Source organism: Streptomyces cynarae (genome assembly GCF_025642135.1).
Classification (GTDB): domain Bacteria; phylum Actinomycetota; class Actinomycetes; order Streptomycetales; family Streptomycetaceae; genus Streptomyces; species Streptomyces cynarae.
In genome coordinates, this window is record NZ_CP106794.1 from 261,959 (window position 1) to 286,644 (window position 24,686).

Here is a 24,686-nt window from a genome sequence, read left to right on the forward strand (position 1 = left end):
TCACTACTGACGACCTGACCAAGCTCCGCGAGCTGGCTGCTGCGGCTGAGGCAGCGCGGGCGGCACGCCTGCGGTCGCCGTCCGGGACTGGCCCACCGTCGACCTCGGTCCGTGCGGCCGCGGACGGCCATCGGCGTGTGATGCCTTCGCGCGGCCAAACCAGCGGATGATGAGCAGGCGGGTTCCGCGTCGATACCCGAGCCGACGCGGGACCTGCTGGCGGGACCTGTCCCCTCATCGCCGACCCGGTGATCCGCGAGCAGGCGCAGGCCGCCCCCAGCACTCCGGCCCGCTCCAGGCCCCGGCCCTGTCGCTGCCGCCGCCGCTAGAGGACCCAGGCCGAAACGGAGCCTGCGGTGGATCCCAGCGCCCCAGCGCCCTGCTGAGCGCCTCTCTCACCCCGTCGGCCAGGTCCTCGGCGGTCTCCTGGTGTCTCGCGTCGCTCCGCCTCGCCTCTCGGATGGCGTCCTGCGCTGTGCTTCGGGCCTCTTCCACCTGCCTCTTCAGAGTGATTCCGAATCCGGAGACCTCGGAGAAGAAGACACCCAGGAGCACTAGGATCACGAGACCGGTGACGACCATGGGCGGATCTGTCATCTGGGGATGATGGCACACCCTGACGACTGTGCCGTTCGATGCCAACTGCTGGTCGCACACTTCGGCCGTGAAGAACAGGACGACGGCCGCACCCGCGGCGAGGACCACCAACGAAGCCGCCATCCCGGGTGCCCGCCGCCACAACTACGGCACGCATGTCACCGAACCCCCGCCCCAGACGAGCCCGCCGGGCCGGTCAGCCGGTGGTTTACCCTGCCTCGTCCACGGATGCACCTGTACGTGCTCGACATCGTCTCGTCTGGGCCGGGTAGCCGGCCTACACCCCACCCTCCCAAGGCCCTCGCTCCGCCGGACTCCCCAGCCGGAGCGAGGGCCTTCTCGCGTCTGCCGGACGTGGCCTGTCCTACCGCGACGCAGCTCTGAGGAAGATTTTTTTGGATCCCTTCTCACACACCTCCTCGCCCGCGGCTGAGAAGTCTGTGCGGTCTCACGATCGGCCCGCAGGGGCAGAGCACGGACTGCGCCTTCCGATACCGACGAACAGAGAGGGCCAGGCATGATCGGCGGCGAGAAGAAGCGGAAAGTGCCGCGCCAGCGTGGCCTTGCCCCTGGTGACCTATGCCCTGAAGAGGTCTTGTGCCCTGAGGCCCAGCGGCAGTGGGAAGCCGGGCTGAGCAAGACACCCGCGCTGCGCAACCTGGTCTGGGCCTACACAAACGCGCAGGGAACGCACACCGACGACGTCATGTCGAAGGTGATGATGGCGTTCTTTGCGCGGCTCAGGTCAGGTCCCTTGGACGGGGACGTCGAGGCCTACCTCAGGACGATCACCAAGCGCCGCGCGTGGAACCACCTCAAAGAACTCTGATCCTCGGCGTGATGCCCCGCAGGATTGATGACGATCGCAGGCAGGCGGATCAGGCCCGTTGACATGGTCATTTGGCGAGCAGGACGCGCTTGCGGAGGAGCTCGAATCCTGCGCGGCCGAACATCTGGCGCTTGAGCATCTTGATCCGGTTGACATGGCCTTCGACGGCACCGGAGCTCCACGGTTGGGAGAGGCCGGCGACGACGGCGTCAAGGTCGTGTTCGAGGTGGTGGGCGAACCGGTTGAGACTGGGCAGGCCGGTGGATGCTCTGGCTGATTCGATCCACTCTGGCAGTTGGTCGCCTTGCAGGTCGGTGACCATGTGGGCGAAGGTCCGCACGTGCTTGGCGAGGACGTCCAGTTCGGGGCAGTTGGCCAGCACGGCCTTGAGCTGGATCTGGTCGCTTTCGACCAGGGCGTCTGGGTGGGTCAGGAGCCAGCGGGTCACGGCGCGGGCCGATGGCGGCCGGGGTCCGACCGGCTGGGGTTTGCCGCGCAGAGTCCTGCTCACGTAGTTGCGGACGTTGCCGTAGCCGTCCGGGTAGCCCTGCTCTCTGATCTCCTCCCACAGCTTCCAGGCGTTGGTGCAGCCTTCCTGCCAGCGCAGGTCGAGGTAGGGCTTGTAGGCGTCGAGCTTGGTCGCGCGGCTTTGCCACTGGCCGGTGAACAGGTCCTCTGGTGTGGCGGCCCGGGAGAAGCGCAGGATCGTGTTGAGTGTCATGCCGAGCTGCCGGGCGACGGACCGCTTGCAGTGGCCGGCCTTCAGTAGCGCGTGGATGGTGGCGTGCTTGGCGCGGGTGCGTTCGGCGAACCGGTGGCCCGTCGGCCAGGGCGATGACGCGGCCGGCTCCGCCTCCTCCGGTGGTTCATCAGGCGGTGCTGGTGCGGGGCGCAGGCAACCGCGGTGTCGATAGACGCACTTCTCGGCGGCTTCGCCCAGGTTGTGCCAGAGGTGCCACCGGTCCGCGATCTGAATGGCCTGTGGGGCGCCACGGGTCGCGCCCTCGGCGAAGAAGGGGGCTCGGTCGCGGCAGACGATCTCGATGCCGGGCCGTTCGGCGAGCCAGGCCGCCAGCGTGTCCGCCTCCCGGTCCGGCAGGAGATCGATTGGGCGACGTGTCTCGACGTCGACGAGCACAGTTCCGTAGATGCGGCCCTTGCGCTGGGCGTATTCGTCCACGCCGACCACGCGGGGCTCCGTGACCGGAGGATCGGGCAGCGAGGCGATCAGCCGCAGCAGAGTGTTCCGGCTGACCGGAACCCCCAACGCGTCCGTCATCCGGGCGCCAGCCCGACCCGCGAGCGCGAGACCGACCGTGACCAACGTGGATCGCAGCCGCTCGGTCCGTCGGCCGAACTGGCGGGTGAGCCCCGGAACCTGCTCGGCAAAGGTCTTGCGAGGACAGGAGCTCTCCGCACAGACGAACCGCCGAACCCGTAACGACACCACGACGAACTTGCCCGCCGTCGGCAGATCACGAGGAAACCGCAGATAGGAACCATGTACTCGCCCCGTCCAGCGCCCGCAGCCCGGACAAGCCACCCGCATGGCCGTGCTCCGGGCCTCGACTTGGACACCCGCGTTGGCCATGTCGACGGACTCCAGGGACACGCCTTGCACTGAGGAGAACAGCAGCTCATGCAGCTGCGGCCGTGCTTCGTTCACGCCGCAGCACTGTCGACCACGCAGCAGTCCGGCCCGGCGATTTTCGGGCGCTCTCAAGCTCCGTCCCATGAAGACCAACAGTCACGCTCCGTACGCGACCACAAGAAGTGGACCAGAGCCCATGAAAAGTGACACAGCCACGTTGGACCACCGCGTTGCTAGAGATGGCATGTAAGTAGACCTCCACCGCAGGACGGCCGATCACGATCGGCGGCCTGGCCGTAGAGGTTCTCGATGCTGTCCCGGTTGTCAGCCTGGCCGCCACGGCAGTGGGCAGCCCGTTCACCGACCGCGAGCAGAAGTCTCCCGACCAGTGGGCCGGTGCCGCCAGCTGAGGCATCTACGTGCCCGTGCGCCGCGACCTGGTGACCGGATCGTCCTGGCGGAGGCCCGGATTGCCCTCCCGCGCCGACGATCCGGCCGTCCTCGTTCCGCTTCAGGTGCACCTTGCGCGCGTGCTGCCCCGGGGTGGGGCACTTTCAATCGGCGAGGCAACAATGTCGGTGGCGTGCGGCAGCATCAGGGCATGACGCAGATGAACAGGGATTGGTCGATCGGGAAGCTCAGAGGCTTCCTTGTCACGGCATCGATCTCGTACGTGCCGGATCCTCCCGGCGCGATTGGGCGGCTCCAGCTCCGGCGTCCTCAAGCAGCTCGCCACCCTCGTCGGCACCAGCGCACACATCTGTTTGAGCAGGCCCTCCCGCGCGTGCAGGCATGGTGGACCTGGCGCCTGGACCGGTGACCGCCGCGGTCGAGCCCGCCGCGCGCACGGAACTGACCGACACCCTCCCCGCGCTGGCCGCCAGCGGGGGGCCTCCCCGACGAGTGGATCCTCCAGAGTTCCGCGACCTGCTGCGCGCCAGCGGCCAATTGCGCCCGGACGCCACCACCTTCGCCTACCGCACCCGCACCGTCGGCACTCACACCGAGCAGGTCCTGCTCCTCCTCAAAGACTGGATCATGACCCTCGGCCCCCACGACCAGATGCCCCGCTTCCGGGAAGTCGACATCCGCACGTTTCTACGCACCGGCCTGGACGACCCGCAGCAGACCCCGCTGGCGGAGGAGATCATCAACCGCGCCGCAAGGGGCGGGCACGCCCAGTTCCGAGTGCTGCTGCGCGAAGCTGAGGTCGGGGAGAAGGACGCGCCCTGACCCCGCTGCCCCTGTCGCGCGACGCAGAAGGACGCTCCTGGCTCGGGGCTCGTTCACGGCGTGGTACGGCGTCGCCGGTCCCGGTCGTGCAGCGGGTTGCGTGCGGTCATGCCGGGGTGGGATGCCAGGCGTGGACGCGGACGGGGTCGAGGTGCAGTTCGTTGGGGCCCATGCAGTCGGCGGCCCAGGTGGCCAGGCGTGAGCCGCAGGCGCAGGCCAGGTTGGGGCCGGCTGCGCCGGTGGGGCCGCAGCAGCCGGTCTGGTTGTCCCCGCAGGTGAATGGAGCGAGGCGGGGGAGGACGTCGTCGGGGTGAACGACGACCGTGTTGCGCGGACCCGTGGAGACGGTGGACCCGGTGTCGGGCCAAAGCAGTTCACGGCCCGTGCTGCGGGCGTGCTGGCGGGGTGCGGTGGCCGGGACGAAGGGCGCGCCCCACGGGTCGGGGTCGATGGCATAGTGCCCGCGCGGGACGGTGGAGCGGGCCAGCCCAGTCTTCTTGTCCCGGCCGTTGTCCGGATCGTCGACGTCCGGGACGGCGGGCAGGGCCGCCAGGTCCCCGGTGAGCGCGGTGCCGCACTTGGTGCAGAAGAAGACGGTCACAACACGGGTTCTACCGTGGGCCAGGCCGGCCCGGCACGCGGATTGCGCTCCCGTTACCCGCTCAGCCGTTGGCCAAGGCCCTCAACAACCTTGCGACTGGGCTGAACCTCACGGTCAGGAACGTCGCGGCTCACACTCGCGATGAACTGACCGAACAGGAGGGCATGGAGCGGCTGGCGGCCTACAGTTACTTGGCCCGCCTGCTCGACCAGTGCGAGATCCGGCGCGCAGAGGAGCCCGAAGGCACGTGAGCCGTTTCCGTCAGTCGATCCGCTCCGTAGAGCGGCTGAAGCCGTTCCGGCCCGGCTCCTAAGCTCTCGGCATGACGATGACACCGGTTGAACTCGAGGCGCAGAAGGACACGCTGGAGCTCCTCAACAACGAGGCGACCTCGCGCTTGACGCGCCAGTCGGATTCACTGGCGAAGATCGACACCAAGGCGGTGTTCCTGATCGGTTTCGCGGCAACGGCCGCCCAGTTCTTGGCGACGCACAAGCACCATGACGTCCTGGCCTACTGTGCCTTCGCCGCGTACGCCATCGCCCTGTTCACGGGAGTGCTGACGATCCGCGTGGCGGAGCACAAGGAACTGGAGCCTCGGCGGATGATCACTGATCACGTCCACTTGCCCAAGAGCCAGGTTCTGGCCGCACTAGCGGCGTCCCGGGCGTCGATCTTCGAGGTGAACGAGCGACGCCAGAAGCTGAAGGCCCGATACTGGGGGGTCAGTCTGTGGTCGCTGGTTGCGGGGCTTGGCCTGTCGACTGTCGCACTCCTGCTGCACACTTGAGCCCCATGAGCAACGGACAGAACCAGGGGAACGGCCAGTCCGCTCCCGCGCCGGCCTCTCCAGCCGCGGCACCGGCGCCCCAGCCGGACTTCGTCGACACCTTCACCAACACGGCGATGATCGGTTCCGACAAAAAGAGCGACACCAACCCCACGCTCAACAAGGCAGTGCGGCCGCAGGGGAACACCGAGACCCGCTGAAATACCGCCTCTACAGCCATCGAGCCCGGCCCTCCTGTCGGAGGATCGGGCCAGAGGTGAGACACTGGGACTCCCGCAGGAACTGGCCAGGAAGCGGTCCGGGCGGGTCATCAGCGCCGGTGGCGCCAGTGCTGGTGCGCCTTCAAGACCTCGTAGCTCCACGCGGTGCGCTGCTGGGAAGCCGAGTGGCCCGTAAGGAGGCCGAGCTGTTCGGCGATCGCCGGGAACCGGGGGTGCATCTGTCGGTCGCCGACCGTGACCAGCGCCGACAGCAGCGGTTCGCCTTCCTGACGGTCCTCGTCCACTAGCCAGAGGATCACGCTTTCATCGTCGCGGTGGAGGCGGGCCAGCCCCGGCAGGCGCTTGCGGATCGCAGGCCAGCTGGTGGTGGCACCGGCGCGGGCAGTCTGCTCAAGCAGCGGCCGTAGTTCGGTCGCGATCTCCCACAACTGCCCGGCCTCCAACAGCGCCGGCTGCGCCGTACGCGAGGACGGCCGCGAACCAACGACCGCAGGCGCGGCCTGCGTGCCCGGGCGGCGCGCGGGCGTGGTCACCGCTGGAAGTTCGGGGTTGGCATCTGAGGACCACACTGCCGCCGGAGGCGTCGGAGCGGGCCCCGCCGCCCGCCGGGGCCGGGGAGCCACGTGCCGCTCCGGACGCGGTGGGGCCTTCGGCGATGGGCTTGCTGTCTGGCGCCGTTCCTCCTCCTGCCAGCGACGGGAGCCCAGGATGTCCTTGTACGACGCCAGCTGTGCGCGCTGCTCCCTGGTCTCGCTCGGCGGCGCCTGCGCTGCCTGCTGCCAGGCCAGGGCATATAGGTCGGCCGCCTCCGCCACCCTGTGGTTGTCGATGGCCCGCTGCAGCTCGGTCAGAGTGTGGTTCAGCGTGCGGCGGACCGTGGCTATTTCCATGGCCGTGCGCACCGGGCGGCCTGTGGTCCGGCGCCGAAAGTCCATCTGCCACGCAGAGCCGCCACTGAGCCGTACCCGAGCCTTCGACAACAGCGTTCCCCTCTCAAACCGGCCGTGAGCCACCGGCGCCCCACGGCGTAAAGCCAACATCGGGCACGGCCGGGCGCGGCACAAGGGCACCGGACAACGCACGACTTCATCCGAGATGCGCCAGCGGCCACGATCACGGTCAGGCCTTCTGCGCCAAAGGAGCCGACGGCATCGGCGTGACCCCGCCTCAACAGGGCCTCTTCTACCACTTGGTTGCCTCGGGCGCCGGGGATTGGCTTGCATCGGCGAATGTTCCGGGCGACTGGCGACGGAACGCGAGGCTGTGGCCCCAGCGACCTGCGGGAAGTGTCGTTTTGCCGGGGATTGACGGCATTCGTTTTTCGCACAGCGTGTCGCTAGGGTCACGCTCAGGCGCGCGCAGGTCCTCGCACGGTCGCCAAACCTACATCCGAGGGCCTGCGCGCGTTCCCTAACAACAACTCCAAGGAGATGCGATGTCTCGATCCCCTCGGCGCCGTGGCGCCAAACCGGCAGCTGCCCGTCCGGCGCCTGGAAGGCAGGCTAACAGGGGCGACAAAATTCGTGCCGTTGTTGCCTCTGCGGGAAAGGCAAGGTTCGTTGCGTTCCTAGCGGTTCCTGCCCTGGCCATTGTGCTCATCAGTGGTGCATCGCTCGGCGCCCGGGCCAGGGCCGATCTGGTCGGGCAGGTGCTGGGCAGCGTGCTCGCCGCAGTGGTGACGGCCGTGCTGAGCAGCAACAGGCGGCGTAAGCGGCACAGCTAGCCGCGCGGTGGGCGGGCCGCTGCGACAGCGCCCCGCCCACCGAAAGGGTGTTCCCAAGCAGTTGACGAAACCCCGCCCGGCCCGGATCCGGGGACGAAATACCCGGGCATCAACGACCGGTCGGGTCACAAAAAGTAGCGAACGAGTCCTTGACCCAAAGGAAGAATCTCCGTGGACCGCTGCGCCTTCTGTCACGCTCCCTTCCCACTGGCCGGCCCCAGGGTCGGACGTCCTCAGAAGTACTGCTCCGCCGCATGCCGCCGGTCGGCTCACCGAGCATCACGCCGCCAGGCCGACGCTCTAACCGCGCCGCAGGTGCACCGCCCTCGCCTGACTCGCACAACGGCGTCTGCCGCGCCGAACGCGGCTCTGCCGCCCCGCACCACCCCCGGCCGTCTGGACGAGATCCTCGGAGAAATCATCCGCGACCTCCAGGACGACGGCAGGGTACTGCTGCGACAGCTGGGAGACGACGACACCGAACAGATCCTGGAACAGGTCCAGCAGATGCGCACCCGGCTGGACTGCCTGACCGCGGGCCTGGTCGGGCGGGCACGGCTGCGCCAGGGCACCTGGGCCCGTATCGGCCTGGCGCTGAGCGTCAGCGAGGACACCGCCCGGCACCGGTACACCGACGACTACATCGTGCGCCGCCTGAAACAGGTGGGACACCTGCCATCCGTGCCCACCTCGCTGCGCGCCCTGTATGAGGAGCCGGCCCGGCACGTCGCCGCCGGCCCGGCGGACACGGGCGAGGAAATCCCCGACGAGGTCGAGGCCGTCGGCGCGGCCTACAACCGCCTGGCCCCCGTGCTGTCCATGCTCGCCCGCGCCTCGGAACTCCCGCTGCACGAACTGGCCCGCCAATCACGCTGCTCCGCCTCGTACCTCAGCCGCATGCTCAGCGGGCACCGGGTGCCCTCCTGGAAGATCACCGAACGGTTCGCGCGGGCCTGCGGCGCCGACCCGGTCGTGCTGCGCAAAGTGTGGGAGACCGAGCAACTGCGCCGGCGCCAGCCCCGCCGGCCGACTGCGGACCAGCACGAGATCGACTCGCTGGACGGCATCAGCACCCAGGCACAGGCACTCCAGCGCCTCATGGCCGCCCTGCGGACCCTCCACGTGCGAGCGGGACAGCCCACCGCCCAGCAGATCTGCATCACCTCACGCTGGCGACTCCAGGCGGCAGAGGTCACCGACGTGCTCGACGGCGCCGCCATGTGTGACTGGCCGACATTGTTTCAACTGGTGCAGGCCATGGGCGGATCCGTCGACTACTTCCGCCCCCTGTGGCAGGCCGCAACCGAGTACCGCGATCAACCAACCGAACCGCCACCCACGGCGACCACAGTGGACCAGCCGTCCGCTGACGCACGGCCTGCAGGACCAGCGGACAACGCACACCACCTGATCAGCCAGTTCCGCGACGTCCTAGGCAGCGCACCCGCCCTCGACCTCGGGCAGCGAGAAGCCATCCGACGCCGGATCGCACAGCGCGCCGAGCGCCAGGGCCACAGCTGAAACACGGAGGAGCGGTAGCTGGCACCTACTCGCCCCAAAAACATCGGTGACGCTCATGAGGCGATACCGGGGCACACGGACCCGGCACGGTCCGTAGGGGTGTCCGGCGTCCGGCGGCTTCGAGCACCCTCGGTGCCACCGTCGACGGGTCGCCGCCGGCCACCCACCGGAAGCGCAGCGCGCGGCCTACCGCCTGGGACCGCTCCGCGAGGTGCTCGCGTGAGCAGCCGACCAGCATGTACTTGCGACGGCACTTCACCTGGAAGTCTCCGCAAGGCCGCGCCTTCTTTCCGGGGATGCCCACGCAGCTGGGGTATGACCACAACCCTGCCGCCCGGCCCTGCCCTCCCGTTTCGGAATTACGTGGTGACGGCCCGGTGACCCCGTTTAGCGTGATCTAGCTGACGGTCGTCAGCAGCATGTGCGAACACCCTGGAGCACCGATGGCTCTGCCGGCCCGGCTCACCGCCGCCCTGGGACGACACCCCGATCACCTCACCGAGGACGATCTGCAGCGCGCGGTCGACAACCAGATTCCCGAGAGCGTCGACCTGGACTGGAAGAAGGACTTCTACCAGGGCACCGACGCGGGTAAGAAGGAGCTCGCTAAGGACGTGTCCGCCATGGCCAACACCGCCGGCGGCATGGTGGTCATCGGCGTCCACGACGGCAATCAGGACCACGCCCACGACCTGGACCCCGTCGAATTGGTGCCCGGACGCGGTGAGGAGTGGATCCGCTCGGTGCTCGCGAACTGGATCCAGCCCGTCGTGCCCAATGTGGGCGTCCGGGTCGTGAAGTCCGCGGCCAAGGCGGGCAAGATCTACTGGGTGCTCACCGTGCCCCCGAGCACTCAGGCCCCGCACGCGGTCGCGGCTCTGGGTAACGACTACAACTTCCGCGTCCACGTCCGGCACGGCACCACGACCCGCACCCTCGCCGAATCCGAGATTGCCCAGCGGTACCGTGACCGTTTCCAGGCAGCCTCCGACGACGCCAACCGCCTGCGTCAGGTTGTCGACGCGGGCCTTGGCTACCTGTCGGACTATGTGAGCAGAACCGTAGATGGTCGCAGCGCTCCGGTGACCTACTACCCGGGCTGGGTCAGCCTCGCCGTAGTTCCGGCCGTACGCGGCACCTATCCCTTGACCACCCGGGCCGATCGCGACGCTGCCTTCAACCGCTTCCACGACCTCGCCTGTCACGCAGTGACGCTCAACGCGCGGCCCCACCACCCCCAGCTGGTAGGCCGTCGGCAAGTCCGCTTCGAGGGCCTTCCCACCGGCCAACTCCATCAAGACGGCAGCTTCTACGCCGCACAGACCATCAGCCTCCACAACGATCAGCGCGACGCTGACGGCCCCCAACAGATGTCCCAGCGCGCATTCGAACTCGACCTCGTCACCCTGGTGCAAGCAGCCGCGGCCTGGGCAGCAGAGACCGGAGCGGCCGGCGACCTGATGCTGTCAGCCGCACTGCACCGCTACGACGGCAGTGACAAGACCGTCCGACTGGTCGTGAACGAAAGTGCCTTCCAACACGCCCCGGCGCTACCGCTTCCCGCCACTCCTGCGCAGACCACAGGAGACCTCGCCGCCATCGTCACCGACAAGCGGGAAGCCGTTGTCGTGGCCTGTGCTCTCGCATCGGACCTGCTTGCCGACATGGGAGCCCACCAGCCGCGCTCCGCCGCGTTCCTGTGGTGGGCCAAGGACCAGCCTGGACGGTTGCCGTAGGCGCCCACTGACGTCACTGAGCCGCTGTCTGATGTAGCCTCCGGGCGATCCCGGAGCGGTTCGCGTCACCGCAAGGATCTCTTGTGCAACGAGATCGGCGCGTTCAGGATCGGCCCTTGTCGACGGCAAGGTTGTCCTTCGAACCCCGGTGACACGATGGCCGGCAGACCTGCCCCAGGCGCTGTCGAGCCGGGTACCGAGGTCAGCGCGCGTGATCGGCCAGTGAGAGAAGCAGGTGCGCTGACGGGGGGGGGAGGTAGTCGGAGTGCGTGCCTTCGATCCGTAAGGGTGAGCTGCGGTGGCACGCGCCAGCATCTCCGTTGATGAGCCGGGTGGCGCGGAAGGCGTAACTGCCGGTGATGCAAGGGCACGGTGTGCAGGCGCTCCCAGTTCAGTGCGCTTCGCTGTGCTGGAGAAGACGTTCGCGTCAGGTGCGGGTGACCGTGCCGCACACGTCGGGACGGTTCGGGTCGAGGTTCTTGCTGCGGTCGTAAGGGTCTGTAGCCGGGCCGGTCGCCGGCGCTCCGCTCGCAGCGTCCGTGGTGAACTGCGGATGGAAGAAGCCGTCGTAGATCTCGCAGGCGCTGTTCGCGATGTCCTCGTCGTAGCTGATCACACCCAACTTGCCGGGTGTGACCTCGTATTTCGTCGGATCGAGCAGCTGCGTGTCCAGCACGCGACGCACGATGGTCCGTTGCACCTCCGTGGAACCACCCCCGGCCTGGGCGACGGGATAGACGAAGGTGTAGTCGGCGTGCACCATGACGGAGGCGCCCTCGCCCCGTTTGAAGGTCATACGGCCGCGGACCTTGACCACATCGCCGACGAGCCGGAGTTCGTGCGGGTCGAACCGGCTGAACATCGTCAGGGGGTCGTGGCGCTTGTCCGGCTTGCGCAGCGCGGTGTCCAGCAGGTCGAGCAGATCGGTCTGGTGCGGGTCGATCACGTCCAGCGCCGCCTGCGGACGCTCGCCGCGCAGGGTGCGGGGATCCACGTTCGCCGCCACGAGGAGTTGCTTGGTCTCCTTCAGCGCGAAAGCGACCTGTGCCCTGCTCAGGGTGCCCACCGGGGTTGCATTCGGCAGCACGATGGCGTCGGCTCCGTCCGCCCACCCCTCGGCGGGCGAGCCCGCGAAGGGCCGCTTCAGCGTCGGCACGCTGGGCTCCCTGGCGGACGGGGCCGTGGTGGGCCGGGTCGTCTCCGGCGGCAGGGGAGTGGGCACTGAATCCGCGTCGCCGGAAGACGCGAACCGGTCTCCCAGCCCGTCGGGCAGATGGGACAGCGCCCAACCCGGATGGACCGCGATGACGGCCACGGCCACCGCGACGACTACACCGACCGCGCTGAGCATCCGGCGTCGCCGCCCAGCCCGCCCGTCCAGCTCACGCCATGCCGAACCGGTCCGCCAGCCTTCCGGCTGCCCTGGCTGAACGGCCGCGCCGGCCCCACCCTTCTTCCGGAACCGCCTCTTGCGCCCGCCCTGCTGAGCCGTGGCCCGCGCGTCCTGTTCCCGCAGCCGCGCGGTGACCATGCGGGCGCGGGCCGAGGGCTCCTTCGGCGCGGTGGACCGTATCTCACTCTCGTGGTCCCGGAGGAACTTCTCCCACATCTCGTCGGGTACCGACGATTCCTCCCCGTCCTTCGCCGGTCTGCCGTCGTCCGGCCCCTTGGTGCCCATGGGCCCCCTCCTTGTCGTTCACCGTTCCTCGCCCGCGCGCGTGCCTGACCAGGGCGTAACGCCTGCAGGCTGTGGCGATCAGCGGTAGCAGGCGCACATCCAAGCAGAGGCCACCGACACCGGGGGACAGGGGGTGCCGTTCTACGGGCGTCGGTCAGGGCGTATGGACACTGCTCGTCGCTTCCAGCTCACGGCCCGGAAGCACCAGAAGTGACGCCCATGGTGTCGACGATCACGCAATTCGGCTCTGTCGGGGATCTTGTGACGATGAGGGGGCCGAAGCCTACTGATTCGCCTCGGCATGAGCGTCGGCACCGGCCTCGCGGAGTTCGGCCACCATGGCGGTGGCGACTTCTTCCGGCACGTTCTCGAGGATGGTCGCGGGCAGGTGGCTGATGAGGGACTTGCAGCGCCACAAACTCTGCCTGGTTCGCTGGTGCAGTAGCTTCACGATCTCGATGGCCCGGGGGCCGACGTCAGTCAGGACTACGGTGTGCGGCAGGTCGTCGCAGACCAGCAAGAACGATTCGCTCACCGTGTCCGATCCCTCCGTTCACTCCGCAGATGGCCTGCAGCATATGGCGAGCTCGGCGATCACGTCCTGAGGAGGATGCGTCTACGGAGGAGGTCGAGGTTGGCCCGGCCGAAGCCCGTGCGCTTGAGGAGCTTGGCTCTGGTCACGTGGCCCTCGACCTGGCCTGAGCTCCATGGCGTCGACAAGCCGGCGGTGACAGCGTCCAGGTCCTGTTTCATGCCGTTGACCAGGGAGTGCAGGGCGGGTAGGTCGTCGGCGAGGACGCGGTCCATCCAAGCGGGCAGGCCATCGCCGCGCGGGTCGCGCATCATGGCGGCGAAGTCGCGGACGTGGCCTGCGGTGGCGTCGAGGTGCGGGCAGGCGGCCCGAATCTCTTTGAGTTCGGCCGCATCGCTCTCGGCGAGGTGTCCAGGGTTGGTCAATGTCGGGCAGGCTGCCGTCGGCTTCGACCAGGTCCGCCAGGACGCGGTAGTGGCGCTGCCAGTCCAGCGGCCACGGGCAGTCCCAGTCCGGGTCGATGGCGGTCAGCTGCGCCGCACGCTGCTCCGCCCGCTTGGGGTCCTTGCCCAGGCCGTTCTTCGCGCCCTTCCGCCGGAGGTTGGCCATGTGCTGCCCGATGGGCACAGGGTCGCCGCCGGCCGGGTCGTCCCACATGGCGTCCTGGCGGGGGGCGAGGTGCCCGGTGTCCCGCCGGTAGGACCGGAGCGCGGCGAGCTTGGCTTCCCAGGCTTCCTCGCCGGGCTCCCACACCATCCCGGCCTCGGGCGCGTCCAGCAGCTCCTTGCTGTGACGGAGCATTGATCTTGAGTGGGCTTGGTCGTTCGGGTCTGGTGTCCCGTCTTTGGGGGTGGGACTCGGGACGGCTGGATCGGCTGCGTTTGGGCGGGATGGGCGTGGCCTGGTGCCGTGTTCGGTTTGCTTGTTCGGGCGTTTGGCCTGTGGTCCGGTAGTTGTGTGGGAATGATCTCGGGTTTCCGGTGGATGTAGTGGTGCGTCCATAGGCGGCTGGCGTTAACGCCACGACCACGCCTGTGTGGCATCCGACGTAGGCGGTTCGTCTCCGAACCGCACGGCAGACACGTCAGCCGCTCCAGATGCGAGCTCGCCCAGCGGCACCCCGTCGAGGGCCGACAGGCACCGCACACCTCCGAGACAGAACCAACCACCCGCTGGCTGCCCCGGGCCGACCACCCCCACACCGCAACCGCCCGAAAGCCGCAGATCATCGAGCTACAGCGCGGTTCACCACCACGCTCTCACTTGCCAGGCTGAAAGCGAAGATGGGGCCGGGGAGCATCAGTCAAGATGTGATCTCCGGTGTTCCGGGAGAGAGCTGGTCGCCGTGCAATGTCCAGGTGGTCACTGCGGTGCCGGTGGCGCAGCAGGTCATGTCCGTGGCGCGGTACCAGTTCTCGTGGACGATCACGGAGCCGTGCTGTATTTGCACGCCGGCCAGGAGGGTGACGTGGACGTCCGGCGCCTGCTCCTGGGGAGTGATGCTTCCGAGGGCGACGAGACGGCCGTGCCGGGAGGCGAGGATCACGGCCCCGAAGCCGAGCTGGCCGTCGGCGGTTCCGCCGTTGTTGTCGCATTCGACCTCCAAGGCGGCCTCGGGCCGCCCGTCGCCGTCGATGTCGCCGTAGGTGACTTCCTGCATGCTCCCCAGGTGGACCCGGCCGAACCGACGGGATGTGGCCATGGCTTCCCCGGCCTGGAGCGCGATCACTGCGGGGATTGCACAGAAGTCGCCGGGTACGTGGACGGAGGCCCAGTCCAGTTGGTGAAGGTCTGCGGGCGCGGAGCCCAGATCGGCGGGGTGTGGCGCGGTGGTTGCTGATTGCGTCATGGAGGGAGGGGCGATGCCGGGGGGTGTGGTCTGCGACTGGGTGATCGGGGGGCCCACCGAGGGAGCGCACCCGGCGACCGCCAGTGTCAGGCAGACGAGAGGAGTCAGTAAGCGGCTCGGACGGGGCAGGGACGTCCACACGGGCGCTCCTTCGTACGGGGGCGATGGCAGAGCTCTCACGCGCATGGCCCGCCGGCGGCGCACAGTTCCGGTCATGACGCGCAAGGCGGGTCGTACGTCATCTGCGGTAGGTACTGCTTCCACTGGTCGGGGGTGATGTGGGGGGACTGGGCGCACAGCCGTCGCAGGATGTTCGGTGCCTGGGCGTCCCATACCTGTACCTCGGTGGCGGTTTCGGCGGCCAGTTTTTCGCCGTTGGGGCTGAACGCCAGCAGGGCCGGGTCGAATGCCCCGCCGACCTGGAGGCTCGCCAGCACAGCCGGGTGTGAGGGATCGCTCATGTCCCACAGCAGCAGGTTCCCGTCCTCTCCCGCACTTGCCGCGAGGGGAGCCTGCGGGTCGTAGGCGAGTCCTCCTATGCTGCCGACATGGCTGATGGGCGAGGCCAGTTGTCTGGGATGTGCCACATCATGCACGTCCCAGGTGGTCAGCGCGCCTGCCGAACTGCCCGCGAGGAGGGTGCGCCCGTCGCTGGTGAAGGCAACGACGTCTTCGTTGCCATGGGCGGCCTTGATGGTCGCCCGCTGCACGGGCCGGGATGGTGTCGCGATGTCCCAGAGCTGGATCTTTCCGGCGTGGTCGACCGATGCCAGGGCCTTGCCGTCAGGGCGGAACGCCACGTCGTTGCCCTTTGATCGGGAGTCGTTCAGTTTGGAGAGTTGAACCGGTTTGCCCCGGTTGCGCACGTCCCACAACTGCACTTCGTCCGCGCCGACTGCCAGCAGGGAGCCCGCCGGGGCGAAAACCACCGATGAGGCACCGGTGACCGCCTGGCCGCCGGGGACGAGCGGGCGGGGGTGCGCTCGGTCCCGCACGTCCCACAGCGCCACGGACGCCCCGGCCGCCAGGGTGTCTGCGTTGGGGCTGAAGGCGACGGCGTTGCCGCCCTGTCCGAATGAGGGCACGGTCGACAAGACTGTCGGCGCTCCGCCGGTGGTGTCCCACAGCCTGGTCGGGTAGCCGGCCGCCAGGGTGGCGCCGGTGCGGTCGAACGCCGGGACCGTCCCCGTGCCGCCGGACAGTTCCCACTGGGCGGCGGAGCGCGAGGCCCCGTCGATGTTCCACAGCCGCACCGTGCCGGGCTGCCCGGACACGCCGTCGGTGCCGAGTGCCGCGCCGTCCGTGCTAGCCGAGGCCAGCGTCCTGTCGTCACGGCTGAACGCCAGTTGCGCTATACCGGATGAGTGGCCGGTCAGCTGGGATCCCGGGACCGGGTGGAGCGGGTCGGAGACCTGCCACAGCTGGATGGTGCCGTCGTCGGCGCCGACGCCGAGCGTGGATCCGCTGTGTGAGAAGGCGACCGCGCTGATGCCCAGACGCTGGCCGTTCATGATGGAGTCCTGCCGGGCATCCTTCGGCTGGGTGACGTCCCACAGCCGGACGGTGTCGTCCCTGCCGCCGACGGCGAGCAGGTGTCCGTCTGGACTGAACGCCAGCGTTTGGCCGGAGCCTTGCACCTGCTCGCGCAGCGTCGGCCGGTCCGGCTGGGATACATCCCACAACTGCACGATGTTGTCCCCGCCGGCTGCCAGCAGACGCCCGTCCGGGCTGATCGCCAGCCCATCGGAGAGCCCGGTCGTGGGGGATCCGGTGAACGTGGCGGCAAGCCGGAGGGTGTTCGGTCCTCCGATGTCGAAGATGAGGACCTGTCCTCCGTCGATCCCTACGGCCAGATGCCGGGAGTCCGGGGTGAACGCCGTGTTGTCCACGATGGCGCCATGGGCCTCGGCGGAGGCGAGCAGCCGTGGACGGGTCGGGGAGGTCACGTCGAAGAGCCGGATGTATCCCTCCTGATCGCCCACGGCGAGCATGCGGTCGTCGTCACTGAGTGAGAGGCCCTGGGCGTATCCGTGCTGCCCGGTCAGATGCGCGAGGACCGCTAAGCGGCCGGGGTCGTACAGGGTCACGCCGGAGTTCCCGGCGATGGCGATCAGGTTGCGGTGGGGGCTGTAGGCGACGCCACGGGCCAGGCCGCCGACGGAGACCACCCTGGGGATGGCAGCGCTGGACAGGAGCGCGCCCAACACTCCGCCGTGGGGGTCGAGCCGATAGGCCTCGACGAGCAGTTGGCGTGCGAGGTCGGGTTGGGTGTCCTGCAGGTTCTGTGCGTCGGCGATGAGTTGGCGGGAGGTCGCCTGGTACTGCCGTGCGATGGCGGTGCTGCGCTGCTGCAGCGCGATGATGCCGCCGGAGGCGGCCAGCACCAGAAGCACGGTCAGTGTGGCCAGGGTGCCGCGGACCCAGCGCTTCGTGCGGCGGCGCTGCCGCACGTGCTCGCCGATCAGTTCGTCTTTGCTCATTCCGCGGATCGGTGCGACAAAGTCGGCGGCGCACTCGATCATCCGCGGATCGGCTCGGTTGGCTTGCTCTGGTGTGTGGAGCCAACTCAGGTCCACCCAGCGTGGCTGGTGACGGAAGACGCCTTCCAGTTCCTCGCGTGGCAGGGCATTGGTCCGGTTCCAGTCGAAGTCGGCGGCGTCTTCGTCCCAGAGCAGTGTCCCGTCGGTTAAGGCGATGAGGATGGTGTCCGGGCTTCGGTGGGTGAGCCACCACCGGATCTCCTTGCGTACCCAGAAGGACCCGGCCGCGGCAGGCGATGCCATGACGACGAGCCACTGCGACTGGCTGAGTGCCCTCTCGATATCGGGCCACAGTCCCGGACTGGCAGTGAGGTTGGTGACGTCGCGGAAGGTACGCAGCATCCGCCAGCGATACCAGGGACGGGCCATCGACTGAAGCTCGGACTGGAAAGCCGTCGCCACCGCGTTGTCCCACGAGTGGCTGTAGGAGATGAACGCGTCATAGTGCGGCGCGGCGTCGGAGCTGTCCGTCACGGCCTTCCGGCTCCTCCCCCTGGCCCGCGAGCGGCGCCACCGGAGACATCGAACCCCGCCGTCGCTCTGATGATGTCCGCCGCATCACGTACACCAGCGAGACGGGCGAAGCTATGGGCGTAGCCGGCCAGATGGCGCTGCACCGCGCGGAGCTCGGTCCGGCAGGTGCCGCACTGCGGCCAGAGCGATTCCGGCTGGCCTGGGTGTTCCTCCTCGTAGACCCGCAGCCTGGGATGCCAGGCCGATAAGAAGGGCCGCAGCTCCCGGTTGAGCATCGCGATGGCCAACTGCTCGACGGTGTGCCCGCCGGATACAGCGATCGAGGGCCTGCTGGCCTTGAGGGTGTCGCGCGTGGTGGCGAACAGACCGTACAGCGAGGTGAGGGCCTCACGGATGAGACCGTCACCGTCCGCGAGTGGCTGGGTGGAGACACGGGTGACAGTCTCGACGAACAAGTGCCATGCCACCTGACGCGCATCATCGTTCACGACGAAGGTGAACTCGCTCAACTGCGGGACTGTGACCTTCACTTCCGAAAGCCGTGCCGTGCTGCGGTAGAAGTCGAGGACAAGGAGCACAAGTGCCCCGGCGAGGCCGCCGACGACCGCGTAGAGTACCCGGCCGGACATGCGGGTCACAGCGAAGACGACGAGGCCGACGAGGGAGCCGGCGATGACAGCGGCTGCGCATCGCACCGACCGGGCGGACGCCCAGTACCGTACTGCTCGCCCTTCGACCACTACACCCCCCGGTGTGATCATTCTCCCTACAGCGGGGCCAATCTATGCCCGTACGGGTCCTGTCATGGGGTGATTTCAGTCTTTCGATACCGTTCGGTGACCGGCCGTTCCCTCAACCGCGATGGCCAGGACGAGCGCGGCGCTCACGGCGCAGGCGATACGCCCGTCCCGCGCGGCCGAGACGACCTCAGGCAGCGGTACGTGATGCACCTTCAGGTCGGCCTCGCCCGGGTCGCCGCCCTGCGGCCGGCCGGCGCTCAGCCCCGCCGCCGACCACAGGTGAACGCGGAGAGGGCTGAGGCCGGGCAGCGGATGGAGGGCGCCGTGCGACGTCCAGCATCCGCCGTGGTACCCCGTCTCCTCGCGCAGCTCCCGCTCGGCGGCTGCCCGCGGGCCGAGGTCTTCCGGGGCGACGTCACCTCCCGGGAGTTGCCATGTCATCCCAATGAGGTAGTGGTACTGCTCCACCACGAGAAGGCAGCTCTCGACGAGCGCGGCGACCCGGACGAGGTCCGGCGCCTCCACCCAGTCGTAGGTGTCGGCCTGCCCGTCCGGACGAGTGACACGGTCCCGCCTTACCGATAGGTGCGGTGTCTCGCACAGCACATGTCCGCCGTGCCGCCTCCACGATCCCCTGCGTTCCATACCCGTACGCTAGAGGACATGTGCGTGGTGGGCTCAAGGCGGTGCTGCGCCCGCTGATCGACGGCCGCACCGTCGACCTCGCCACACCCCCCCGACGCAGGCCTCACCAAACCGATGTGACGATTCATAGCGGCGTAGTGGCGTTGCCAGTCGGCCGGCCACTTGGGGTCCCAGTGCTCGTCCACGGCCTCCAGCGCCGTCTTCTACTCGGGGTGGTCGTCGAGCGCGTCGGGTGGCGCAGGCTGGACAGCCACTGTTCCACCGGCCGGTCCAGCATCGTCGCGTACCGGGGCGCGCGCAGCGTCCAGTGCTCCCCGTAGGAGCCCTTCGGGGCCTGAAGGTTCTCCTTGAACCGCTCATCGGCCAGCGACCAGACCTATGCCCAGTTTCTCCAGCCGCCGGGCGCGCAGGCCACTCCTGCGTGCTGCTGGGCGTGCGCTGGGCAGCGTGTCTTCGTACGGTTTTCAGTGCCCGGCTCGGACAGGACGGCAGGGCTTGGCGGTCCCGTGCCCGGTCGCACGTTGCATGGGACCGCCCCCTGAGGAGTAACTGGCCGCGGCAGGGTGGGGTGCCCCTGTCGTCCCTCCTTCCCGATGGCCCCGTGGCGGTCAGGCGAGCCGGCTGGCGGTCAGTGCCTCCTGGGCTGCGCCCTGCTGCCCTTCGTCGTGAGCATCCCGACGCACGGCGGCCACCATGGCGCCTCCCGAAGCGCTGGGCGCTGTTGCGTGCAGAGGTCGGATGGTGCGAGCGGTGCGGTAAATCCCTGCAGGTGTTGGCTTTGTTCACGAAGTTCGGGTCCTGGCACAGATCTTGGGGAGTGGTCGCGGAGTGTTACCTCGATGTTCGATTGCGAGGGGACATTTCGCGTGAGACCGCGTACGCCTTGTCGTCCGACGGTTGAATGTGACGCAACCTCAGATGCCTGCTGGCGGCTGCTGTTGTCGGCTGTGGACAGTGATGGTGCTGGTCATGCAGACCGATGCACCGTTTTGGGAGTCGCTGGTCTTCGATGGGATCGACGATGTGGATGTCGAGGCGGTTACGGCTGCATTCGGCACGGTCGAGGTGGTGGCGAGAGGTCGCGCGGCCGGGGCTGTATGTCCGACCTGCGGCCGCTTCTCGGATCGAGTCCACGACCGCTATCTGCGCAGGCTGAGAGACCTTCCGCTCGCTGACCAGGGCCTTCTGATCCGGCTGACGGTCCGGCGCTTCATCTGTGGGTCGGCGGACTGCCCGCGTCGGACGTTCGCCGAGCCGTTCTCGCGGCTGGCCGCCCCGCACGCACGGTTCACCACTCGGCTCAACCACGTCCTGGCGCGAGTGGGGCTCGCGCTGGCCGGACGGGCCGGTGCTCGGCTGGCTGCCGAGCTGAACTTCGGCGCGGGAAGGATGACCTTGTTACGCAGGGTCATGGCATTGCCCGATCCACGGTTCAGCACGCCGCGTGTGCTGGGCGTGGACGACTTCGCGATCCGTCGCGGCCAGACCTACTCAACCGTCTTGACCAGCGTCGAAGACCATCGCGTTGTCGATGTGCTCCCGACTCGCGAAGCCGGGCCGCTGGCTGCCTGGCTGATGCGTCACCCCGGCGTGGAGATCATCTGCCGGGACCGCGCCAGCGCCTACGCCGAAGGTGCCCGCCGCGGTGCCCCCGATGCTCTGCAGGTCGCCGACCGGTTCCATCTGTGGCAGGGCCTCGGCCGAGCCGTGGAGACCTGCGTCGCCGCCCACCGCGACTGCCTGCGCAGTCCCTCGCCCAGCGGCCTGCTACTGGAGGCCACCGGACTGCTTTCAGGACGGCCGCAGGACGACTCGGCGCCCGTCGGCCGGCGGGCCGAGCGGAAGAAGGCAGCGCACGCACTGGTCCACGAGCTGCTTGCCCAAGGCCATTCACGCCGGGCGATTGCCCGGCACCTGGGCTGGGGCCTCAACACCGTGCTCCGGTATGCAAACGCCGCACGCTGGCAGGACACCATCCGCGACAACCGGCCCCGACCCAGCAGGCTGGACCCCTACAAGCCCTACCTGGAGCGTCGATTCGCCGCAGGATGCACCAGCGTCACCCTCCTCCACAACGAACTCGTTGCCGTCAACGCGCCCGTCACCTACCAGATGGTCCGCGCCCACATCGCCACCCTCCGCGAGTCTCCGGTCGGCACACCGCACCGGCCTCCGACGGTACCCCAGGTGACAGGCTGGCTCACCCGACACCCCACCGCGCTGAGCGAGGACGACCGTGCCGGTCTGAAGGAGGTCCTGGCCCGCTGCCCCGAACTGGACATGGCCGCCGGGCATGTCCGCGACTTTGGCGAGATACTCACGGGTCGCCTCGGCTCCAGGCTCCCTGCCTGGATCGACGCAGTCGATGCCAGCCAACTGCCCGGCCTCACCGGCTTCGCACTCCACCTGCTCCGGGACCTCTACGCCGTGATAGCCGGCCTCACCTTGGACTGGAGTTCCGGCAGCATCGAAGGCGCCGTGAACCGCATCAAGAAGATCAAGAGGCAGCTCTACGGGCGAGCCGGATTCGAACTACTCCGCAAGATGATCCTTCTTCAATAGCACTCCGAGACGATCCCCAAGAGCTGCGCGAGAACCGGATAGTAGGAACCCTCTGCTGCACGGCGTATAGCCAGTGCATGCAGGTGCCCAGCCGTGGCAGGATGGCCTCATGTTGATCCGAAAGGGCGATGCCGCGTAGGCGTCCCAAGGCCGTCCGTGCACAGCGGTGGCGGCCACGACGGCAGTATCCGGTCCTGAAGGTCCCCGGTGTCTCCGCGCGGACTCGTGCAGCGATCCGCCGGGTGGAAGACCAGGAGCTGTGGCCCAACGCGGTCGCCAAGGCACTCTCGTGTTTCGAGTGGGCTTTTAAGCAGCCCGGACGCTACCTGGACGCCTCCGCGTTTGATTCGCCCGGGGTGGGAGATGCCCGCGATGACCTGGAGTGGGCGATGCTGTACCTTCCACCCGGAGCCAAACGGGACTTGGGCCGACTGATCACGCGTATCGATGAGGAACTCGAGCGCCGCACCTTGCCGGAGCCCAACTACAGCGAGTGGGCGACGATGTGCTGGTGGTGGACCAGAATGCGTGAACGCTAACTGTGCCTGGGGTCGAGCCCCTCCCTGCAATCGAACGAACCTGTCACCCTCCGCAACGATTCCCCAAGATCTGTGCCAGAACCGAAGTTCGGCAGCAGCTGTTCAGCAATTTGGGAGGCACCCGAACCACGCTGTGTTCGATGTTCACGAGATTTGACAGCGCCCAACCCGGTCGAGCGCGCCTTCGCTCTGGTCCCCGTGGGCAGCGTCCGCTTGGGAGTGGCCGGCATCGGTCAGGCGGTCAGGCCGAGCGTGGTCAGACGGTCAGGATCGGTGAGGATGTCGAGTCCGGTGATGCGGCCGTCCCAGATGGTGAACGACATGACGGACAGCGGTCGTCCCTCGACGAACGAGACAACGCCGGGTGTGCCGTTGACCAGCACCAGACGCGCGTCCGCCGCGAAGCGGGCGAAGGTGATCGCCTGGGACGCCACGTCGGCTGCGCCGCGCCGCAGGATGCTCGGGACGAGCGTGCCGCCATCGGAACGCGCGACCACGTCGGGGTCGAGAATGCCCAGAAGCGCCTCGAAGTTGCCGCCGCGGGAGGCGGCCAGGAAGGCGTCCACGACGCCGCGCTTGCGGGCAACGTCTGTGTCGGCCGCCGGGGCGGCGCCCTGGACCCGGCGGCGGGCGCGGCTGGCGAGCTGCCGGGTGGAGACCGTGGTCCGGCCGAGGATGGGGGCGATGTCGTCGAAGGGCACGTCGAACATGTCATGCAGGACGAAGGCCAGTCGCTCGGCTGGGGAGAGGGCCTCCAAGACGATCATGAGTGCAATGCCCACCGAGTCCGCAATCAGGATCTCCTGCTCGGGGCCGACACGGGTCAGCGCGGTGACCACCGGGTCCGGAAGCCGGATGGACCCGTCCTGCTCGGGCAGGGGACCCTCCCGTCGCGAGGTACGCGAGCGCAGCATGTCCAGGCATATCCGGCCCACGACCGTGGTGAGCCAGGCCCCCAGGTTCTTCACGTCGCTCACATCGGCGCGGCTGAGCTTGAACCACGCCTCCTGGACGGCGTCCTCGGCCTCGGCGAGCGACCCCAGCATCCGGTAGGCCACCGCCCGAAGCCCGGGCCGCTCCGCCTCGAAACGGTCGGCCAGGAAAAAGTCTTCGCTCACCTGTCACACCCCCGCGTCCGGATCCGTCGGTCCAGTGACAGACGCTAACGGATCACCAGGAGAGCATCAGATGAACGCCGCGATCACCACCACCGCCCGGATGAAGAACCCCGCTCTGGTCCTGCCGGACGCCATGAAGGGCATCCAGAACATCTACAAGGCCATGTACCAGGGCGGCGTCTCCCCGCAGATCCTGGAGCTGGTCCACCTGCGGGCCAGCCAGATCAACGGCTGCAGCGCCTGCGTGTTCGCCGGCGTGGCGGGCGCGAAGAAGCACGGCGAGACTGACGAACGCCTCCACGTCGTGGCCGCCTGGCGCGAGGCGCCGTTCTTCACCGACGAGGAGCGCGCGGCCCTGACCCTGACCGAGGCCGCCACCCGGATCGCCGACCGCTCCGGCAAGGCCGTCCCCGACGAGGTGTGGAACGAGGCCGCGGACCACTTCAACGAGGAACAGCTCGCCGCGATCATCCTGATGATCGGCCTCACCAACTTCTTCAACCGCATCAACACCACCATCGAGGAGCCCGCCGGAGCTACCTGGTAACCGGCGTCGCTGACGTCTCATCAGAACCCGACGTGCATGCCGTCCTCAGCAAAGGTGCTGGTAGCAGAGGAGTTCTGCCACCAGCACCGCCTCGGGCCCCCAGGCGAAGTCACACGCGAGACCGACGCTGCCCGAACTCGTGAACAGTTCGAATCCCGCCTTGGCTCCATCCGCCTCTCAATCCGGGGTTCTGGCTCAACTTCTGTGACGCGGCCACTCTGAGTGACATTCGGACACCTTCGAGACGTGCGCGAAGTCGCCCGAAAATGGTCCGTGGACGAGGCAGTCGGGCCGACAGTTCGAGGCTGTGGAAGAGGTCACGCTCCGGCTGAAGGAGTTGTTGTTCCCGTCGATCGCGGACGTCGCGGTGCTGTCGGTGGACGTGAACATCGAGATAGTGCGCGTTGACGCGCACTGCATCGCGAACGGCGCCCCGTGCCCGGTCTGCGGCGTCTGGTCGAACCAGGTTCATGGTTCCTACCTGCGGTTTCCCGCTGATGTGCCGAGCGGTGGCCGAAGCGTTGTTCTCCAGCTGAGGGTCCGTCGGTTTACCTGCGGGAACTCGGGCTGCGCACGCCGTACCTTCGTCGAGCAGATACCCGGCTTGACACGCCGACACG

General features: G+C 68.3%; 22 protein-coding genes and 2 pseudogenes. 12 read left to right on the forward strand and 12 right to left on the reverse strand.

Annotated features, from left to right (window positions below; all coding sequences use genetic code 11):
* Positions 1-1,114: 1,114 nt before the first annotated feature.
* Positions 1,115-1,426 carry an RNA polymerase sigma factor gene (locus N8I84_RS42350; RefSeq protein ID WP_263235389.1) on the forward strand — a complete coding sequence of 104 codons (312 nt, stop codon included), beginning with the start codon at positions 1,115-1,117 and terminating at the stop codon, positions 1,424-1,426.
* Between the two features lie 67 nt (positions 1,427-1,493).
* Here N8I84_RS42350 and N8I84_RS42355 read toward each other — a convergent pair whose 3' ends face one another.
* Positions 1,494-3,092, reverse strand: a complete 1,599-nt coding sequence (locus N8I84_RS42355) for an ISL3 family transposase (protein ID WP_263235392.1) — start codon at positions 3,090-3,092, stop codon at positions 1,494-1,496.
* A gap of 717 nt (positions 3,093-3,809) precedes the next feature.
* On the opposite strand from N8I84_RS42355, the gene N8I84_RS42360 reads away from it, so the two are divergent.
* Positions 3,810-4,250 (forward strand): hypothetical protein, encoded by a 441-nt coding sequence (locus tag N8I84_RS42360; RefSeq protein WP_263235393.1) that lies wholly within the window; start codon positions 3,810-3,812, stop codon positions 4,248-4,250.
* A 106-nt stretch (positions 4,251-4,356) separates the two neighbouring features.
* Here the strand turns inward: N8I84_RS42360 and N8I84_RS42365 are convergent, their stop codons facing one another.
* The gene (locus N8I84_RS42365; protein WP_263235395.1) at positions 4,357-4,851 is read right to left on the reverse strand and encodes a hypothetical protein; all 495 of its coding nucleotides are present in this window, start codon (positions 4,849-4,851) and stop codon (positions 4,357-4,359) included.
* A 68-nt stretch (positions 4,852-4,919) separates the two neighbouring features.
* Here N8I84_RS42365 and N8I84_RS42370 point away from each other — a divergent pair, with 68 nt between their 5' ends.
* The 3 genes from N8I84_RS42370 to N8I84_RS42380 all read left to right on the forward strand — a co-directional run bounded on the left by N8I84_RS42370 (position 4,920) and on the right by N8I84_RS42380 (position 5,841).
* Complete coding sequence (locus N8I84_RS42370) at positions 4,920-5,102, forward strand: TIGR02391 family protein (protein ID WP_263235397.1); 183 nt, start codon at positions 4,920-4,922, stop codon at positions 5,100-5,102.
* A 71-nt stretch (positions 5,103-5,173) separates the two neighbouring features.
* Positions 5,174-5,641, forward strand: a complete 468-nt coding sequence (locus N8I84_RS42375; RefSeq protein WP_263235399.1) for a hypothetical protein — start codon at positions 5,174-5,176, stop codon at positions 5,639-5,641.
* Positions 5,642-5,646: 5 nt separating this feature from the next.
* Positions 5,647-5,841 carry a hypothetical protein gene (locus N8I84_RS42380; RefSeq protein WP_263235401.1) on the forward strand — a complete coding sequence of 65 codons (195 nt, stop codon included), beginning with the start codon at positions 5,647-5,649 and terminating at the stop codon, positions 5,839-5,841.
* Between the two features lie 110 nt (positions 5,842-5,951).
* On the opposite strand, the gene N8I84_RS42385 is transcribed toward N8I84_RS42380, so the two are convergent.
* On the reverse strand, positions 5,952-6,752 hold the full coding sequence (locus tag N8I84_RS42385) for a hypothetical protein (RefSeq protein WP_263235403.1): 801 nt from the start codon (positions 6,750-6,752) through the stop codon (positions 5,952-5,954).
* Between the two features lie 701 nt (positions 6,753-7,453).
* Between N8I84_RS42385 and N8I84_RS42390 the strand changes: the two genes are divergently transcribed.
* From N8I84_RS42390 to N8I84_RS42400, 3 genes are all read left to right on the forward strand, one after another.
* The gene (locus N8I84_RS42390; RefSeq protein WP_263235404.1) at positions 7,454-7,585 is read left to right on the forward strand and encodes a hypothetical protein; all 132 of its coding nucleotides are present in this window, start codon (positions 7,454-7,456) and stop codon (positions 7,583-7,585) included.
* 315 nt (positions 7,586-7,900) lie between these two features.
* Entirely contained in the window at positions 7,901-9,106 is a 1,206-nt protein-coding gene (locus N8I84_RS42395; protein WP_263235406.1) for a helix-turn-helix domain-containing protein, read from the forward strand.
* Positions 9,107-9,549: 443 nt separating this feature from the next.
* Positions 9,550-10,842 carry an AlbA family DNA-binding domain-containing protein gene (locus tag N8I84_RS42400; RefSeq protein ID WP_263235408.1) on the forward strand — a complete coding sequence of 431 codons (1,293 nt, stop codon included), beginning with the start codon at positions 9,550-9,552 and terminating at the stop codon, positions 10,840-10,842.
* A gap of 427 nt (positions 10,843-11,269) precedes the next feature.
* Here the strand turns inward: N8I84_RS42400 and N8I84_RS42405 are convergent, their stop codons facing one another.
* The 8 genes and pseudogenes from N8I84_RS42405 to N8I84_RS42440 all read right to left on the reverse strand — a co-directional run bounded on the left by N8I84_RS42405 (position 11,270) and on the right by N8I84_RS42440 (position 19,300).
* Positions 11,270-12,520, reverse strand: a complete 1,251-nt coding sequence (locus N8I84_RS42405) for a hypothetical protein (protein ID WP_263235410.1) — start codon at positions 12,518-12,520, stop codon at positions 11,270-11,272.
* A 283-nt stretch (positions 12,521-12,803) separates the two neighbouring features.
* Positions 12,804-13,055 (reverse strand): ribosomal protein L7/L12, encoded by a 252-nt coding sequence (locus tag N8I84_RS42410; RefSeq protein WP_263235412.1) that lies wholly within the window; start codon positions 13,053-13,055, stop codon positions 12,804-12,806.
* A gap of 59 nt (positions 13,056-13,114) precedes the next feature.
* The gene (locus N8I84_RS42415) at positions 13,115-13,477 is read right to left on the reverse strand and encodes a transposase (protein WP_390899097.1); all 363 of its coding nucleotides are present in this window, start codon (positions 13,475-13,477) and stop codon (positions 13,115-13,117) included.
* A pseudogene (locus N8I84_RS42420) lies at positions 13,476-13,838 on the reverse strand (helicase associated domain-containing protein); the annotation flags it as partial. The pseudogene N8I84_RS42420 and the gene N8I84_RS42415, both read right to left, overlap by 2 nt.
* A 517-nt stretch (positions 13,839-14,355) precedes the next feature.
* Complete coding sequence (locus tag N8I84_RS42425) at positions 14,356-14,901, reverse strand: hypothetical protein (RefSeq protein ID WP_263235414.1); 546 nt, start codon at positions 14,899-14,901, stop codon at positions 14,356-14,358.
* Between the two features lie 212 nt (positions 14,902-15,113).
* A complete protein-coding gene (locus N8I84_RS42430; RefSeq protein ID WP_263235417.1) occupies positions 15,114-17,915 on the reverse strand; it encodes a TIR domain-containing protein in 2,802 nt (933 codons plus the stop codon).
* Complete coding sequence (locus N8I84_RS42435; protein WP_390899101.1) at positions 17,912-18,544, reverse strand: hypothetical protein; 633 nt, start codon at positions 18,542-18,544, stop codon at positions 17,912-17,914. The genes N8I84_RS42430 and N8I84_RS42435 overlap by 4 nt, the downstream gene beginning before the upstream one ends.
* A gap of 186 nt (positions 18,545-18,730) precedes the next feature.
* Positions 18,731-19,300: an NUDIX domain-containing protein gene (locus N8I84_RS42440; protein WP_263235421.1), complete on the reverse strand. Its 570-nt coding sequence runs from the start codon at positions 19,298-19,300 to the stop codon at positions 18,731-18,733.
* Positions 19,301-20,257: 957 nt separating this feature from the next.
* On the opposite strand from N8I84_RS42440, the gene N8I84_RS42450 reads away from it, so the two are divergent.
* Together N8I84_RS42450 and N8I84_RS42455 are read left to right on the forward strand one after the other, a co-directional pair.
* Entirely contained in the window at positions 20,258-21,862 is a 1,605-nt protein-coding gene (locus tag N8I84_RS42450) for an ISL3 family transposase (RefSeq protein WP_263235494.1), read from the forward strand.
* A 242-nt stretch (positions 21,863-22,104) separates the two neighbouring features.
* Positions 22,105-22,401, forward strand: a complete 297-nt coding sequence (locus N8I84_RS42455) for a hypothetical protein (RefSeq protein ID WP_263235423.1) — start codon at positions 22,105-22,107, stop codon at positions 22,399-22,401.
* 233 nt (positions 22,402-22,634) lie between these two features.
* On the opposite strand, the gene N8I84_RS42460 is transcribed toward N8I84_RS42455, so the two are convergent.
* A complete protein-coding gene (locus tag N8I84_RS42460) occupies positions 22,635-23,519 on the reverse strand; it encodes a sigma-70 family RNA polymerase sigma factor (RefSeq protein WP_263235425.1) in 885 nt (294 codons plus the stop codon).
* 70 nt (positions 23,520-23,589) lie between these two features.
* On the opposite strand from N8I84_RS42460, the gene N8I84_RS42465 reads away from it, so the two are divergent.
* Complete coding sequence (locus tag N8I84_RS42465) at positions 23,590-24,066, forward strand: carboxymuconolactone decarboxylase family protein (RefSeq protein WP_263235427.1); 477 nt, start codon at positions 23,590-23,592, stop codon at positions 24,064-24,066.
* 397 nt (positions 24,067-24,463) lie between these two features.
* Positions 24,464-24,565, forward strand: a pseudogene (locus N8I84_RS42470) (hypothetical protein); the annotation flags it as partial.
* Positions 24,566-24,686: the final 121 nt, after the last annotated feature.

Coding starts and splice junctions, on each gene's coding strand:
- N8I84_RS42350 (WP_263235389.1), top strand. CDS start 1,115: ATGATCGGCGGCGAGAAGAAGCGGAAAGTGCCGCGCCAGCGTGGCCTT.
- N8I84_RS42360 (WP_263235393.1), top strand. CDS start 3,810: ATGGTGGACCTGGCGCCTGGACCGGTGACCGCCGCGGTCGAGCCCGCC.
- N8I84_RS42375 (WP_263235399.1), top strand. CDS start 5,174: ATGACGATGACACCGGTTGAACTCGAGGCGCAGAAGGACACGCTGGAG.
- N8I84_RS42380 (WP_263235401.1), top strand. CDS start 5,647: ATGAGCAACGGACAGAACCAGGGGAACGGCCAGTCCGCTCCCGCGCCG.
- N8I84_RS42385 (WP_263235403.1), bottom strand. CDS start 6,752: ATGGAAATAGCCACGGTCCGCCGCACGCTGAACCACACTCTGACCGAG.
- N8I84_RS42400 (WP_263235408.1), top strand. CDS start 9,550: ATGGCTCTGCCGGCCCGGCTCACCGCCGCCCTGGGACGACACCCCGAT.
- N8I84_RS42405 (WP_263235410.1), bottom strand. CDS start 12,520: ATGGGCACCAAGGGGCCGGACGACGGCAGACCGGCGAAGGACGGGGAG.
- N8I84_RS42425 (WP_263235414.1), bottom strand. CDS start 14,901: ATGACGCAATCAGCAACCACCGCGCCACACCCCGCCGATCTGGGCTCC.
- N8I84_RS42435 (WP_390899101.1), bottom strand. CDS start 18,544: ATGTCCGGCCGGGTACTCTACGCGGTCGTCGGCGGCCTCGCCGGGGCA.
- N8I84_RS42440 (WP_263235421.1), bottom strand. CDS start 19,300: ATGGAACGCAGGGGATCGTGGAGGCGGCACGGCGGACATGTGCTGTGC.
- N8I84_RS42450 (WP_263235494.1), top strand. CDS start 20,258: ATGGTGCTGGTCATGCAGACCGATGCACCGTTTTGGGAGTCGCTGGTC.
- N8I84_RS42465 (WP_263235427.1), top strand. CDS start 23,590: ATGAACGCCGCGATCACCACCACCGCCCGGATGAAGAACCCCGCTCTG.